Origin of the sequence: Aeromonas veronii (assembly GCF_040215105.1) — a bacterium.
GTDB lineage: Bacteria > Pseudomonadota > Gammaproteobacteria > Enterobacterales > Aeromonadaceae > Aeromonas > Aeromonas veronii_G.
The window spans coordinates 390,742-405,000 of the sequence record NZ_CP157875.1; the positions used below are offsets into that span (position 1 = coordinate 390,742).

General features: G+C 60.9%; 13 protein-coding genes. 8 read left to right on the plus strand and 5 right to left on the minus strand.

Annotated features, from left to right (window positions below):
- The first annotated feature begins 1 nt into the window (after position 1).
- From ABNP46_RS01890 to uvrA, 5 genes are all read left to right on the plus strand, one after another.
- Positions 2–853, plus strand: a complete 852-nt coding sequence (locus ABNP46_RS01890; RefSeq protein ID WP_349920746.1) for a CsgG/HfaB family protein — start codon at positions 2–4, stop codon at positions 851–853.
- A 246-nt stretch (positions 854–1,099) separates the two neighbouring features.
- The gene (locus ABNP46_RS01895; protein ID WP_349920747.1) at positions 1,100–1,621 is read left to right on the plus strand and encodes a curlin; all 522 of its coding nucleotides are present in this window, start codon (positions 1,100–1,102) and stop codon (positions 1,619–1,621) included.
- 34 nt (positions 1,622–1,655) lie between these two features.
- Complete coding sequence (locus ABNP46_RS01900; protein ID WP_349920748.1) at positions 1,656–3,230, plus strand: curlin; 1,575 nt, start codon at positions 1,656–1,658, stop codon at positions 3,228–3,230.
- Positions 3,231–3,340: 110 nt separating this feature from the next.
- Positions 3,341–3,676 carry a curli-like amyloid fiber formation chaperone CsgH gene (gene csgH, locus ABNP46_RS01905; protein ID WP_349920749.1) on the plus strand — a complete coding sequence of 112 codons (336 nt, stop codon included), beginning with the start codon at positions 3,341–3,343 and terminating at the stop codon, positions 3,674–3,676.
- Positions 3,677–3,759: 83 nt separating this feature from the next.
- Complete coding sequence (gene uvrA / locus ABNP46_RS01910) at positions 3,760–6,588, plus strand: excinuclease ABC subunit UvrA (protein WP_349920750.1); 2,829 nt, start codon at positions 3,760–3,762, stop codon at positions 6,586–6,588.
- 88 nt (positions 6,589–6,676) lie between these two features.
- Here uvrA and ABNP46_RS01915 read toward each other — a convergent pair whose 3' ends face one another.
- On the minus strand, positions 6,677–6,802 hold the full coding sequence (locus tag ABNP46_RS01915; protein WP_349920751.1) for a hypothetical protein: 126 nt from the start codon (positions 6,800–6,802) through the stop codon (positions 6,677–6,679).
- A gap of 327 nt (positions 6,803–7,129) precedes the next feature.
- Here ABNP46_RS01915 and ABNP46_RS01920 point away from each other — a divergent pair, with 327 nt between their 5' ends.
- Positions 7,130–7,741, plus strand: coding sequence for an OmpW family outer membrane protein (locus ABNP46_RS01920; protein ID WP_349920752.1), 612 nt, complete (start codon positions 7,130–7,132; stop codon positions 7,739–7,741).
- A gap of 131 nt (positions 7,742–7,872) precedes the next feature.
- On the opposite strand, the gene ABNP46_RS01925 is transcribed toward ABNP46_RS01920, so the two are convergent.
- A complete protein-coding gene (locus ABNP46_RS01925; protein ID WP_349920753.1) occupies positions 7,873–8,661 on the minus strand; it encodes a GNAT family N-acetyltransferase in 789 nt (262 codons plus the stop codon).
- Between the two features lie 326 nt (positions 8,662–8,987).
- On the opposite strand from ABNP46_RS01925, the gene metF reads away from it, so the two are divergent.
- Complete coding sequence (gene metF / locus ABNP46_RS01930; RefSeq protein ID WP_349920754.1) at positions 8,988–9,884, plus strand: methylenetetrahydrofolate reductase; 897 nt, start codon at positions 8,988–8,990, stop codon at positions 9,882–9,884.
- Between the two features lie 68 nt (positions 9,885–9,952).
- On the opposite strand, the gene ABNP46_RS01935 is transcribed toward metF, so the two are convergent.
- Positions 9,953–11,017, minus strand: a complete 1,065-nt coding sequence (locus tag ABNP46_RS01935) for a DUF3103 family protein (RefSeq protein ID WP_349920755.1) — start codon at positions 11,015–11,017, stop codon at positions 9,953–9,955.
- A gap of 146 nt (positions 11,018–11,163) precedes the next feature.
- The gene (locus ABNP46_RS01940; protein WP_349920756.1) at positions 11,164–12,315 is read right to left on the minus strand and encodes a benzoate/H(+) symporter BenE family transporter; all 1,152 of its coding nucleotides are present in this window, start codon (positions 12,313–12,315) and stop codon (positions 11,164–11,166) included.
- A 115-nt stretch (positions 12,316–12,430) separates the two neighbouring features.
- Between ABNP46_RS01940 and ABNP46_RS01945 the strand changes: the two genes are divergently transcribed.
- Complete coding sequence (locus tag ABNP46_RS01945) at positions 12,431–12,997, plus strand: helix-turn-helix domain-containing protein (protein WP_349920757.1); 567 nt, start codon at positions 12,431–12,433, stop codon at positions 12,995–12,997.
- A gap of 4 nt (positions 12,998–13,001) precedes the next feature.
- Here ABNP46_RS01945 and ABNP46_RS01950 read toward each other — a convergent pair whose 3' ends face one another.
- Positions 13,002–14,198: an NnrS family protein gene (locus tag ABNP46_RS01950; RefSeq protein WP_349920758.1), complete on the minus strand. Its 1,197-nt coding sequence runs from the start codon at positions 14,196–14,198 to the stop codon at positions 13,002–13,004.
- Positions 14,199–14,259 lie beyond the last annotated feature (61 nt).

Below are 14,259 nucleotides of genomic sequence, written 5' to 3' on the forward strand. Positions count from 1 at the left end.
CATGACAAGGATACAGTTATGCGCGGCCTTGCCCGTGCTCGCCAGCTTGCTCCTCGGGGGGTGTGCCACCCATATCGGCTCCCCGGAGCCGGAGGAGAAGGCGACCCTGATGCCAAGATCCATCTCCTACAAGGAGCTCATCAGCCTGCCCAAGCCCAAGGGCAAGATAGTGGCGGCGGTCTACGATTTTCGCGACCAGACCGGCCAATACCTGCCGGCGCCCGCCTCCAACTTCTCCACGGCCGTGACCCAGGGCGGTGTCGCCATGCTGAGCACGGCGTTGTGGGATTCCCAGTGGTTCGTGCCGCTGGAGCGGGAAGGGCTGCAGAACCTGCTGACCGAGCGCAAGATAGTGCGCGCTACCCAGAACAAGCCCAACGTGCCCGGCAACAACCAGCAGCAGCTTCCCTCGCTGGTGGCGGCCAATATCCTGATCGAAGGGGGCATCGTGGCCTATGACAGCAATGTGCGGACCGGCGGGGCGGGGGCCAAGTACTTTGGCATCGGTGCCAGCGGGGAGTACAGGGTCGATCAGGTCACGGTCAACCTGAGGGCGGTGGATATCCGCTCCGGCCGCATCCTCAACAGCGTGACCACCTCCAAGACCATCCTCTCCCAGCAGGTGCAGGCCGGGGTGTTCCGCTTCGTCGAGTACAAGCGGCTGCTGGAGGCGGAGGCGGGCTTCAGTACCAATGAACCGGTACAGATGTGCGTCATGTCCGCCATCGAATCGGCGGTGATCCGGCTCATCGCCAACGGGGTGCGAGACAACCTCTGGCAGCTTGCCGACAATCGCGATCTGGAAAACCCCATCCTGCAGGGCTATCTGCAAGACAGCGCCCCCATCCTGTGATCCGGATGCGCGGCGTGCGCTGCGCAAGTCGACGTGAGAATGACAGACCTTCAGGGGTCTGTTTTTTTATGCCCGATACCTCTTGGCCGCAACCCTACCCGCCCCATCAACGGACTCAGCATGAGCTCACACTTTCTGCTCAGAAAGTGAACGCTTGAGAATCATTCTCGAATCAGCTTTGTGCCTGATAGCCGCCTTTCAGGGGGCTGGTGATACTGGTTCGGCACTCCAAAAAGGTAATCAATGATGAAATACCTGCAACGCTTCCTGTTGACCCTGAGTCTGCTCGGCCTGCCCGTGCTGGCGCAGGATCTGGCGTCGCTGAATGAACTCGACACGGGCAATGAGCTCGAGCTGGTTCAGCGTGGGGACGCCAATCAGGCACAGCTTTGGCAACTCGGATCGGACAACGAGCTGCAACTCGGCCAGCAGGGCAATGACAACCGGCTGCGTCTGGTGCAACGGGGCTCACAGCAGTCCCTGAGTCTGGATCAGGTCGGCGATCAGCACTGGGTCGAGGCCGTGCAGCTTGGCGTGGGCAACAGCGCCGAGCTGTATCAGGCGGGCATCGGCAACCAGATCTGGCTATGGCAGCAAGGAGTGGATAACCAGGCCTGGATCAGCCAGAGCGGATATGACAATCGGGCGCGGGCCGTGCAGCTCGGTGATGGCAACCTGGCCAGCATAGAGCAGAACGGCACCAGTCTGTCGGCCACCGTCATTCAGGCGGGCGCCAACCAGCAAGTGAAAATCGTTCAAACCAACTGAGCTTCGGCTCACCGCAAAGCACGAGAGGGAAATCATGTTCAAACGTACCATTATCGCCTCTGCCGTATTACTGGCGACTTCCAGTGTCTGGGCCGCTTCCGCCAACAACCAGGCTACGGTTGCCCAGTCCGGCAGCAACAACCTGGCCACGGTCGAGCAGATCGACAACAGCAACCACAACGAGGCCAGCATCAGCCAGATCGGGGCTGACAACCAGGCGAAAACCGTCCAGAAGAACACCAGCCAGTCTGACGCCAAGGTGGCCCAGACCGGCGCGGGCAACGATGCCCTGGTGACGCAGGAGTCCAGCACCGCCGGATCCCTCGCCGAGGTGGCGAGCACGGGCAACTTCAACGTCGCCACCGTGACCCAGCAGGTGTTCAACGAAGGCTCCCATGCCTCGGTGAATCAGGTCGGCAATCACAACGTCGCCGATGTGAAGCAGGACAACGGTGATGGTGCCAGCTCCATCGTGAGCCAGGTGGGCAACAACAACGATGCCAATATCGACAACTACTGGTCCGATAAAGCCATTGCCAATATCAGCCAGACCGGCAATGACCATGAGGCCCGGGTCTCCCAGCAGATCGCCGACGGGGCGGAAGCCCAGGTGAGTCAGAGCGGCAACCTGAACAAGGCGACCGTCACCCAGGCCACTGGCAGCTATGGCTACACCTACCCGGAAGGCACCCTGGCCAAGGTGACCCAGTCTGGCAGCGGCAACGAGGCCGTGGTCGATCAGCGTGACCTCGACAACAAGGCCTATGTCACCCAGAGCGGCGTCGACGGCTATGTGAAGACGGCGCAATCCGGCTCGGCGGCCGGTGAAGGCAATACCCTGACGGCCATTCAGGGCGGGATTGGCGAGAGTGCAACCCTGACCCAGACCGGCAACCGCAACGACATCCAGAGCAACCAGGCGGGACAGGATGACGTGCTGACCGTCCTGCAGTCGGGCGATGACAACCGGGCGATTACCTATCAGAACGGTCTGGGCGAGCAGGCCAGCATCATTCAGGTTGGGGACGGCAACGAGGCCAATACCGAGCAGCGCGGCGCGGGCAACCAGGCGCGGGTGGATCAGCTGGGCGAGGGCAACGAGGCTGTGGTCAAACAGCTGGCGAGCAGTACGGATGGGGTTGTGGCCATCGATCAGCAGGGTAACGACAACTACGCCAATGCGGTGCAGGAAGCGGGCAGCAACAACCAGATCGCCATCGTTCAGACCGGGGATCGCAACCAGGTGGCGGCCGCCCGTGACGGGGAAGGCAAGGGCGCCTGGACCTGGGGCTCGGACAACGAGCTGATCGTGACCCAGACCGGCAACGACAACTGGGCCTATGCCGATGCGTCCCACTCCGGGTCGACCGTTACCGTGACCCAGACTGGCGAGCTGAACAACGCCTCCGTCGAATCCTACCTGGGTAGCGACAATGAGCTGACCGTCAGACAGACCGGCAACCACCATGTAGCCGATGTCTATGTCAACGCCGGCATGAATGGTGGTGGCAACCTGGTCGACGTGGTCCAGACCGCCAGCTACAACACGGCCCAGGTCGATGTGTATGGCAGCAACAACACGGCCTATGTCTATCAGGGCGGCAATTGATGAGTCTGTGTGCATCCGGGGGCCTGCGGGCCCCTTTCTCGTTGGGGGTGGGTCGGCGCCGGAGGTGGCATGCCGGATGGGCGGGCGCCCTGCTCTGCCTCTGTGCCCTGATGCCGGCGCAGGCCGCGCTGCAAGGTCCGGCCCCCGAGGTCACTCTCAATGCCTTGCAGGACAAACATGGCCTCTCGCTGGCACCCATGCTACTGAGCCAGCAGGGGCAAACCCTCTATTATCGACTGGATCTCTGGAGCCAGAGCGGGGCCGGACAGAGCCATCAACAGCAACGAGGACGGCTCGTGCTGGCGGCGGATCGCCCCCATGGACTGGGGCGACTGACCCTCGGCTTGAGCTGCCCGTATCACGTCAGGTTCAGGCTGCAACTGTGGCAGGAGGAGCGATTGCTGAGTGAAACAGAGCGACCCTTCCAGTGCGGGTCGACCCCATGATTTCCGCTGCTAACTGTCTATTCATCCAGTAGTCTCTATGCCATACTGGTTCGCTCTGGTTTGTGTATCGAGCGTGCAAGAAGATGGAAAAAATCGTGATTCGGGGTGCCCGCACCCACAATCTCAAGAACATCAACCTGATCCTGCCCCGCGACAAGTTGATCGTGGTGACGGGTCTGTCCGGATCCGGCAAGTCTTCGCTGGCGTTCGATACTCTCTATGCCGAGGGGCAGCGCCGTTACGTGGAGTCTCTCTCCGCCTATGCCCGCCAGTTCCTCTCCCTGATGGAGAAGCCGGACGTGGATCATATCGAGGGGCTCTCCCCAGCCATCTCCATCGAGCAGAAATCCACCTCCCATAACCCGCGATCCACCGTGGGCACCATCACCGAGATCTACGACTATCTGCGTCTGCTGTTTGCGCGGGTAGGTGAACCCCGCTGTCCGACCCACGCCATCCCGCTCACCGCCCAGACCATCAGTCAGATGGTGGATCAGGTACTGGCCCAGCCGGAAGGCAGCAAGCTGATGTTGCTGGCCCCCGTGGTGCGTAACCGCAAGGGGGAGCACACCAAGCTGCTGGAGAACCTGGCGGCCCAGGGTTACATCCGTGCCCGCATCGACGGCGAGGTGTGCGATCTCTCCGATCCCCCCACCCTGGAGCTGCACAAGAAGCACACCATCGAGGTGGTAGTGGACCGCTTCAAGGTGCGCGACGACCTGGCTCTGCGTCTGGCCGAATCCTTCGAGACGGCGCTGACGCTCTCCGGCGGCATCGTGCTGGTGGCCCCCATGGACGGTGAAGAAGGGGTGGAACCCATGACCTTCTCCGCCAACTTCGCCTGCCCAGAGTGTGGCTACTCCATGTCGGAGCTGGAGCCGCGGATCTTCTCCTTCAACAACCCGGCCGGCGCCTGCCCCACCTGTGACGGCCTCGGGGTACAGCAATATTTCGATCCCGCCAAGGTGATCAGCGATCCGGGCCAGAGTCTGGCTGGTGGCGCCATCCGAGGCTGGGACAAGCGCAGCTTCTACTACTTCCAGATGCTCAAATCCCTCGCCGAACACTACAAGTTCGATCTGGAAAGCCCCTGGGAGGATCTGCCCCTCAAGACCCAGGAGGTGATCCTGCGGGGTTCCGGCAAGGCCGAGATCGAGTTCCGCTACATGAACGATCGCGGTGATGTGGTGGTGCGCAAGCACCCGTTCGAGGGGATCCTGCACAACATGGAGCGCCGCTACCGGGAAACCGAGTCCAACTCGGTGCGGGAAGAGCTCTCCAAGTACATTGCCAACAAGTCCTGCACCAGCTGCGGTGGTAGCCGGCTGCGGGAAGAAGCGCGCCACGTGTTCGTGGACAACCGCAACCTGCCCGCCATCGCCGAGCAATCCATCGGCGATGCCCTGGCGTTCTTTGCCGGTATCAACCTCACCGGCCAGCGCGCCCAGATCGCCGAGAAGATCTTGAAAGAGATCGTCGAGCGACTCGGCTTCCTGGTTAACGTGGGCCTCAACTATCTGAGCCTCTCCCGCAGCGCCGAAACGCTGTCCGGCGGTGAGGCCCAGCGGATCCGGCTGGCGAGCCAGATCGGCGCCGGTCTGGTGGGGGTCATGTATGTGCTGGATGAGCCCTCCATCGGCCTGCACCAGCGCGACAACGAGCGGTTGCTCAAGACCCTGACCCATCTGCGCGACCTCGGCAATACGGTGATCGTGGTGGAGCACGACGAGGACGCCATTCGCCTCGCCGACCACGTGCTCGACATCGGCCCCGGCGCCGGGGTGCACGGCGGCGCCATTGTCGCGCAGGGGACGCCGGCAGAGATCATTGCGAATCCCGAGTCCCTGACCGGTGACTACCTGTCCGGTCGCAAGCAGATCGCCATCCCTGCCGAGCGCACCCCGCTCACCGGCAAGTGGTTGAAATTGAAGGGGGCGAGCGGCAACAACCTGCGCAACGTCAACCTGGATCTGCCCATCGGGGTGATGACCTGCGTCACCGGCGTTTCCGGTTCCGGCAAGTCGACCCTGATCAACGACACCCTGTTCCGCATCGCCCATCGGGAGTTGAACAAGGCCACCGAGTCGACCCCGGCGCCTTATCGCAGCGTGGAAGGGCTGGAACATCTGGACAAGGTGGTGGACATCGATCAGAGCCCCATCGGCCGTACTCCGAGATCCAACCCGGCGACCTATACCGGCCTGTTCACCCCCATCCGCGAGCTGCTCTCCGGCACCCAGGAGGCGCGCTCCCGCGGCTATCAGCCGGGCCGTTTCTCCTTCAACGTGAAGGGAGGGCGCTGCGAGGCCTGCCAGGGGGACGGGGTCATCAAGGTGGAGATGCACTTCCTGCCGGATGTGTATGTGCCCTGCGATGTCTGCAAGGGCAAGCGCTACAACCGCGAGACTCTGGAGGTGAAGTACAAGGGCAAGAACATCCACGAGATCCTGGAGATGACGGTGGAAGACGCGCGCGAGTTCTTCGACCCGGTACCAGCGGTGGCGCGCAAGCTGCAAACCCTGATGGATGTGGGCCTCTCCTACATCCGCCTCGGCCAGTCGGCCACCACGCTCTCGGGCGGCGAGGCGCAGCGGGTCAAGCTGGCGCGGGAGCTTTCCAAGCGGGACACCGGCCAGACCCTCTACATCCTGGATGAGCCGACCACGGGCCTGCACTTCCACGACATCCAGCAGCTGCTCAAGGTGCTGCACCAGTTGCGGGACAGAGGCAATACCATCGTCATCATCGAGCACAATCTGGACGTGATAAAAACCGCAGACTGGATCGTCGATCTGGGGCCGGAAGGGGGCTCTGGCGGTGGCCGCATCCTGGTCACCGGCACGCCGGAGGAGATGAGTCGCTGCAAGGAGTCCCACACGGCGCGCTTCCTGGCGCCGCTGCTGGGAAAATAGAGCGAGCAAGACGAACAAGGGGCCTTTATGGCCCCTTTTTCATGGGGGCTCAAGGCCGGAAAATCTCGAGGGAGGTGGCTGACAGGGGTCAGTGGGTCAGCATCAGGAAGGCGAGGGCAACCACGAAGCCCAGCAAGATAAACAGGAAGGAGCCGATGCCCCAGATGGCTGCCAATATACCCAGTATTTTGTCTTTTCGAGTCTGTGGTTTCATAAATCTTCTATTACAGCCTGCTTACACCGCATTAATAAAATACGCCGTCAGCGACAGTTAAACAACATCCAGGCTGGATAGTCAGCAAATTAAACATATATTTCATTGGTATTTATAGTGCGGTGTATAAATGCAACTCATGTGTAAGTGTATGTATATAATATGATTTTTATTGGTTCTTGATGGTTTCGCGATCAAACAAAGTTGCGGTGTCAATCCATCTATTTCTTGATAACTATTGAGCTAAATCAATAACTCTTCATTCACATCCTTTTATAGTTTTCGCGCTTACAACATAGAAAGAAAACAAAAAAAGGGAATTAAGTGATGAAAAAGATCCTTCCTCTGGTAATCGCAGCCGCCTTTGCTTCCCCCCTCGCCATGGCACACCAGGCCGGTGATATCCTGGTGCGTGGCGGGCTGGCATTTGTCTCCCCCCAGACCAGCAGCGACGATGTGCTGGGCACGGGTGAGCTGGATATCGACAGCAACATGCAACTGGGGCTGACCCTCTCCTACATGATCACCGACAACTGGGGCGTCGAGCTGCTGGCGGCAACACCCTTCTCTCATTCGGTATCGACCCCGGGGCTGGGTGAGGTGGCCAAGGTCAAGCACCTGCCGCCGACCCTGATGGCGCAATACTATTTCGGTGATGCCAACAGCAAGGTGCGTCCTTACATAGGGGCGGGCGTCAACTACACCTTCTTCTTCGACGAAGAGGGCCGCGGCGCACTGGATGGCACCGATGTCAGCGTCGACTCCTCATGGGGGTTGGCGGGTCAGGTGGGGCTGGATATGGCCATCAACGACCGCTGGTTCGTCAACGCCTCCGCCTGGGTCATGGACATCGACACCGATGTGCATACCGCGGTGGGCACCATCAACACCTCCATCGACCCGGTCGCCTTCATGTTTGGTGTTGGCTACCGCTTCTGATCCCCATCGGATCGGCCCATCGTGGCCAGCTAATCCAGCACGTCTCTTTGGCCCGGCACAGTCCGGGCCTTTTCTATTCACGGCCGGACGACGCCTTCGCGGCAGAATCCTCCCGGGCCAAGAGGCTTTCATCAGGTTTGCCAGCGGCACAGACTGCCGATGCGGGCGACGGGGACGAAGCCCAGGCTGCGATAGATGCGTTGGGCATGATAATGCTCGTCGGCAACTATGATGAGGCGTTCGACCTGCGTCAGACCCTGGCGTGAGACCTGGCTCAGCAGCTGGCGACAGAGCCCGCGGTTGCGCCAATCCCTGTGGGTACGCACCAGTTGGAAGCGTCCCTGGGTAGCGGTGAAGAAGAGGCCGCAGCTGGCGAGCAGCTCGTCTCCTTGCCAGATCCCCCACCATTGCCCGAGCCCATCGGCAATCATGCCCTGATAGAGATTGCGCCGCGCGTGCAGATACGTGAGGTAGTGTTCGGCGGGGTGAGCCGGCTCCCGCTCGGCCATCTCCAGCGCCAGCCAGTCATCCCAGTCTGCGGTGGTGAAGGGACGCGCGGGGGCAAACGTCGTCTGGGCCGGGGCCTGCCAGCGAGGGGACTCCAGCGCTAGCACCACGCACTCCATGTATTGGTAGCCCGAGGCCACGAAGCCCGCGACCCGGCTGTTCTGCCCCTCGGCAAGGGGCCACTGGAAGGTGCGGTGACGGATCCTGGGATCCTGGCCTATCCAGTGATCGAAACTGGCTTCGAGCCAGCCCTTGTCACGGTCATTGGGCGGGGAGGGGAGCAGCAGATAGTTGCCGAAGTAGTAATCCGGCGCCGACGGGGTACGCACAGCCCAGAACTGGCCGTGATCCCTGACCTCGCCTTGATAGCGGTCAAACAGCAAGTCGGTGGCAAAGCCGGGGTGATCTTCCATGATGGATTCCTGCAAGTGACTCAAATGATTATCGGCAGGAGGAGGGGAAAGTTAAAAAAAGGCCGGGAAGACCCGGCCAAACAATCACACGCAGATTCAGAACGTCCTAGACGATCCGCCCGCATCATAGCGTGCCTGAGATCATTTTGGGATGGGGGTTCATGTTTACTTAAGTCGAATTGCCGAATAAAAAAACCATCGATCCGAAATTCGATGCAAATCGATGTTGACTTTGATCGGTTTTCTCATAAAGATAGCAAGACGTTTAGACGTCCAAACATCCGTTTTGACGTACCAAAGCAGATGGCAGGACAGGGAGAGAACAGATGGGATTTCACAGCGCGCGTCAGGTTGAGGCTCTCAACCAGAGTCTGGCGGATTTGGGTAACAACATTTCGGTCAGCTTCGAATTCTTCCCCCCCAACAGCGAAGGGATGGAAAATACTCTGTGGCAATCCATCGAGCGGCTGCAGGTGCTGGAGCCCAAGTTCGTCTCCGTGACCTATGGCGCCAACTCGGGCACCCGGGATCGCACCCACAAGGTGATCAAGGACATCAAGGAACGCACGGGTCTCATCGCCGCGCCGCACCTGACCTGCATCGATGCCAGCCGCGACGAACTGCGCACCATCGCTCGCGACTACTGGAACAGCGGCATCCGTCATATCGTCGCCCTGCGCGGTGATCTGCCGCCCGGTGTCGACAAGCCGGACATGTATGCCACCGACCTGGTTGCCCTGCTCAAGTCCGAGGCGGATTTCGATATCTCGGTGGCAGCCTATCCCGAGGGCCACCCCGAGGCACGCAGCGCCCAGTCCGATCTGCTGAGCCTCAAGCGCAAGATCGATGCGGGTGCCAACCGTGCCATAACCCAGTTCTTCTTCGACGTGGAGACCTACCTGCGTTTTCGGGATCGCTGCGCCGCCATCGGGATCGACGCCGAAATCGTGCCGGGGATACTGCCGGTCTCCAACTACCAGACCCTGGCCAAGTTCGCCGGTTTCACCAACGTGAAGATCCCGCGCTGGATGCATCAGCGCTTCGAGGGGCTGGACAATGACCAGACCACCCGCAACATGGTGGGGGCCAGCATCGCCATCGATCAGGTGCGAGTGCTGAGTCAGGAAGGGGTGAAGGATTTCCACTTCTATACCCTGAACCGCTCCGAGCTGACCTACGCCATCTGCCACACTCTGGGGGTGCGGCCCAAGTCCCAGGTCTGATCCCGGCAGGCAGCGCAATGAAAAAAGCCAATGAGTCACCTCATTGGCTTTTTTGCTATGGCCGGGCGTTAGGGCCGGGTCGGCTGTATCTCCTTGGGCTCCAGAGTAATGATGGCATTGCCGGCGGCCCCCGGATACTGGTCATAACGCTGGTCTTGCTCCAGGGTGTAGAAGGTATCCAGGTAATCGTCATTGTTGGTCATCCAGGAGTCAGGCAGGGCCTTGACGATGCGGCCACCGAGGTCGAGGAAGGGCAGGGCTTCCGGCACGCCGCCGGCGGTGAAGCCGAGTTTGAGCGCCTCGATCAGCAGGGCGCTCAGCTCCTTGTAGTTGACGTTGTCATCCTGCTCCATCATGACGAGATCGACGGCCCCCCAGCGATAGCGATCCCAATACACCAGGATCTGGTTCGGGCTGTAATCCGTGTTGTCGTAGTCGAGATAAGGCATGTCGACGATATCCACCACGGGCTCATCCCGGCTGGGATTGACGCCAGCCACCACGGCGTAGACTTCGGCGGCCCCGAGCAGCCAGGGCTCCTGGTCATCGCTTAGTCTGATCTTCTTCAGGATGCTGGTTTTAAGGGGGGTCGTGCTGCTTTGTGCCATCGGGGCAGCTTGCAACTCTGCGACGGCCAGCGCTTTTCGCATCACCTGCAGCCCGGCGTTCTTGGCTTTGACGGGATCGGCCTCCACCACCAGAACCGGCCGTGCCGGCGCTTGGTTCACATCGAGATAGACGGGGTTGCCAGCCGTATCGAAGGCTTCGATGGCGCTCCAGCTCTGTTCATCGCCACTGGGCACATAGGCGATGAGCGGTTCACTCCCTTGCTTGAGTGCAGTCGCCTGCTCGGGGTTGGCCAGCCTCAGCTGCATCAGCTGCTTGACCTCTCCCTCCAGCCCCTGCCGGCTGATGGCCGCCTGGTCGGCTGCCACGGCCTGCCGCTTCAACCTGGGGCTGGCTTTTTGCAGCAGATCCGGCAGCGGGGCCTGGTAGTGCTGATTGGCGAGCAGGGGATGCAGGTTCTTGTGTTGCAGCGCCAGCTCCCGCGCCAATTCCCTGTCCCGATCGGCGGCGTGAGCCGCGGTGGTGCCCAGCAGGGCCAGTAATAATATGACAGCCTGATTCCTCATTATCTTTCTCCAGTATTGAGTCTGACGAGGCACATCCCGGGAAGAATGGACGCCTCCAGCCCACTAGACGGCAATGAGTTTCAGCTGTGAACAATATTCTCCGAATTATGTGCGGAGTCTCACTGGGGTCTCCCCAGATGGTCAGGTCAGCCGCGCAGTCGATTGACTTGATGCAGGACTATGCCGATCAGCAGGCCCCAGCAGGCGGAACCTATGCCGAGCAGGGTGATCCCGGAGGCGGTGATGATGAAGGTGAGCAAGGCGGCTTCCCGCTCCTCATCCTGCTGCAGCGCTCCCTGCAGGCTGCTGCCTATGGTGCCGAGCAGCGCCAAACCGGCCACGCAGGTCACCAGCACATTGGGGAAAGCGCTGAACAGTGCCACTACGGTGGCCCCGAAGCAGCCGGTGAGGAGGTAGAAGCAACCGGCCCAGACGGCGGCGGGCCAGCGGCGGTTGGCATCGGGATCCACCTCTTTGCCCATGCAGATTGCGGCGGTGATGGCGGCGAGGTTGAAGGCATAGCCGCCGAAGGGAGCCAGCAGCAAGCCGGTCAGGCCGGTCCAGGTGATGAGGGAAGAAGTGGCGGGTTGATAACCGTGGGCTCGCAGAATGGCGATGCCGGGCATGTTCTGCGAGGTCATGGTGACGATGAACAGCGGCAGGGCTATCCCCAATAAGGCATCAAGGGAGAATGTCGGGGTGGTCCAGACCGGGCTGGAGAGTTGCCAGCTGACGCTGCTCAGCTGCAGCTCCCCTCTGAGGGTACAGAGCAGCATGCCGGTCACCAGTACCAGCACCATGGTATAGCGTGGCAAGCAGTGACGACCTATCAAAAATGCTGCCAAAAGTGTTCCCAGCAGCAAGGGATCCTGCGGTGCAACCTTGAACAGGTCGAGTCCGAAACGGAGCAGCACTCCGGCCAGCATGGCGGCGGCCAGAGGGGCGGGAATGTGGCGCATCAGCCGATCGAACCAGCCACTGATGCCACACAGGGTGATCAGCAAGGAGGAGATGGCGAAGGCGCCGATGGCCTCCGCCAGACTGAAGTTTCCCAGACTGGTAATGAGCAGGGCGGCGCCGGGGGTGGACCAGGCGGTCAATACGGGGACGCGATAATAGAGGGAGAGGCCGATGCAGCTCACCCCCATGCCAATCCCAAGGGTCCATAGCCAGGAGGAGACCTGGGCGGCATCGGCTCCTGCGGCGGTTGCCGCCTGAATGATCAGTACGACGGAGCTGGTATAGCCAACCAGCACGGCGATCAGGCCTGCGGCCAGATGGGGTAGGGCGAGGGGCATGGGACTTCCTTGTGCAGGCTGGCGGCCTGTGCGTTATTGCGTACAATGTGATCCTGACTATAGCCTTGTGCGTTATTACGCACAAGATGGTGGAATAAGATGTCGGGGAGGAGTGATGCAAGAGATGAGTCAGCACCTGGCGACGCGGTTGAAGGCACTGCGTGCCGAACTGGGTTGGAGTCTGGATGCCGCCGCCCGGGAAACCGGGGTCAGCAAGGCCATGCTGGGGCAGATTGAGCGGGGGGAATCGAGTCCGACGGTGGCGACCCTGTGGAAGATTGCCACCGGCTTTCGCGTCTCTTTCTCAAGCTTCATCGAGCCCACTCCGAATGAACAGGAGCGGACCCTCTATCGCGTCGCCGATGCCATTCGCCAACAGCCGGCGGGGGAGGGCATGCAGGTGGCGCCACTCTTTCCCTATGAGGGGCGATTCGGGTTCGAGCTGTTTGAGCTCACCCTGCTACCCGGCTATCAACGGGAGTCCGAACCCCACGAACCGGGTGTCACCGAGCATGTGATCGTCATTAGTGGCGCCATGGAGGTGCTGACTGACGGAGAGTGGCGGGCTCTGGAACAGGGAGAGGCGGTACGTTTCGCCGCCGACCGTCCCCACGGGTATCGCAATCTGGGCATTGCTCCCGCCGTCTTCCACAACCTGATCCACTATCCCGCCCGCTCCTGATGGATTAGCCCGGGCGCCCATCCGCCCTCGGGCTCATCAGTATGGGGGTGTAGACCCAGGTGAACAGTCCGTAGGCCGCTATCCAGCTCCAGCCACTCAGATTCCATCCCGTCAGGGTCAATGCCGGCCAGAGTTGAGGGATCAGGACCCGCATCAGCGCAGAGAGGATGACCAGGGCGAAAGCCGCCGTGATCCTGCGGCCCACTTTCAAGGCTCTGCCACTATGGCCGAGGGAGACTCTGGCGATCATCCCGAGGATCATGGTACCCATGCAGCCCGCACTCAGCAGATGGCTGGCCAGCGACAGAGTGATGGGCCAGCCGGCGGCCTGGGCTGCGAGGGCGAGCAAGCCCAGCGGGATGAACAGGTAAGCCAGATGCAGGGACCACAGCAAGGGGTGTGGAAGGGTGGTAGCAGGGCGCCAGCGCAGTTGCCGCCACAGGTGCAGGGATGCCGCCACTATATATAGAGGGAATGTATAGAGAGGGTTGATCCCGGCAAGGGGCTGCAACAACCAGAGCAGCAGGATCAGCCACAGGGATGCCAAGGCTCCGCGCTCCAACCAAAGGCGGGGAATGGCTTTCTCCGTGTTGGTGGCTCTGGCGGTAAAGAAGGGGATGACCCGGCCTCCCATCACGGCGATCAGCGTCGTGAAGAGCAGTACCGTGGTGATCAGCAGATGCTCGGTGATGAGCCAATCGCTTCGCCACCACCAGCTGGCGCCATTGAGCAGGGTCAGCAGGACGAGCAGGGGGACAAAGAAGAGGTTGCGCCACTGACGGGTCAGGATGATGGGCTTGGCGAGAAACCAGGCGCACAGTGGCAGCCAGATGAGGTCGGCCAGCATCAGCGGAATATTGCCCTCTCCCAGCCAGGGCAATAAAACCCTTGGCAAGGCCCAGAGCCCCACCACCAGAGCCAGCGACCAACTACGTACGCCAGGGTGGGCCGTCCAGTTCTGGACTGCGGTCAGCAGGAAGCCTGCGACGATGGCTGCACCGAAGCCGAACAGCATCTCATGGGCGTGCCACCAGATGGGATTGGTCAGCCCGGGCAGAATGAACCAGCCGTTGAGTTGCCCCAACCACCCCATCATGGCCAGGATCGAAAACAGGGCTCCAAGCAGAAAGAAGGGCCTGAACCCCAAGCGAAACAGGGGGACTATCCGTTCTTCCTTGCGGCTATCCAGAATCTGATGCATGGCGACAACCTAATTGGGTATTTGAGAAGTTAATTATAAAGTGACTTTTCAAATGTTCAAT